Genomic DNA, 509 nt, shown 5'->3' on the forward strand with positions numbered 1-509 from the left:
CACCATCAACACCGCTCACGTTGAGTACAACTCGACTATTCGTCACTACGCTCACGTTGACTGCCCAGGTCACGCTGACTACGTGAAGAACATGATCACCGGTGCTGCCCAGATGGACGGCGCTATCTTGGTTTGCTCGGCCGCTGATGGTCCGATGCCACAAACCCGTGAGCACATCCTGCTGTCCCGTCAGGTAGGCGTTCCGTACATCGTGGTTTTCCTGAACAAGGCTGACCTGGTAGACGACGCTGAGCTGCTGGAACTGGTTGAGATGGAAGTTCGCGACCTGCTGTCCACCTATGACTTCCCGGGCGACGACACTCCGATCATCATCGGTTCGGCTCGTATGGCTCTGGAAGGCAAAGACGACAACGAAATGGGTACCACTGCCGTTCGTAAGCTGGTAGAAACTCTGGACAGCTACATCCCAGAACCAGTTCGTATGATCGACAAGCCATTCCTGATGCCAATCGAAGACGTATTCTCGATCTCGGGTCGCGGCACTGTTG

Annotated in this window: 1 protein-coding gene; it reads left to right on the plus strand. The window is 55.2% G+C overall.

Going from position 1 to position 509, the window contains the following annotated elements:
- On the plus strand, nt 1-509 hold a 509-nt coding region (locus tag AACY19_RS27030), incomplete at both ends, for a GTP-binding protein (RefSeq protein ID WP_339454558.1).

Source organism: Pseudomonas sp. EA_5y_Pfl2_R50, assembly GCF_963970475.1.
Taxonomy (GTDB): domain Bacteria; phylum Pseudomonadota; class Gammaproteobacteria; order Pseudomonadales; family Pseudomonadaceae; genus Aquipseudomonas.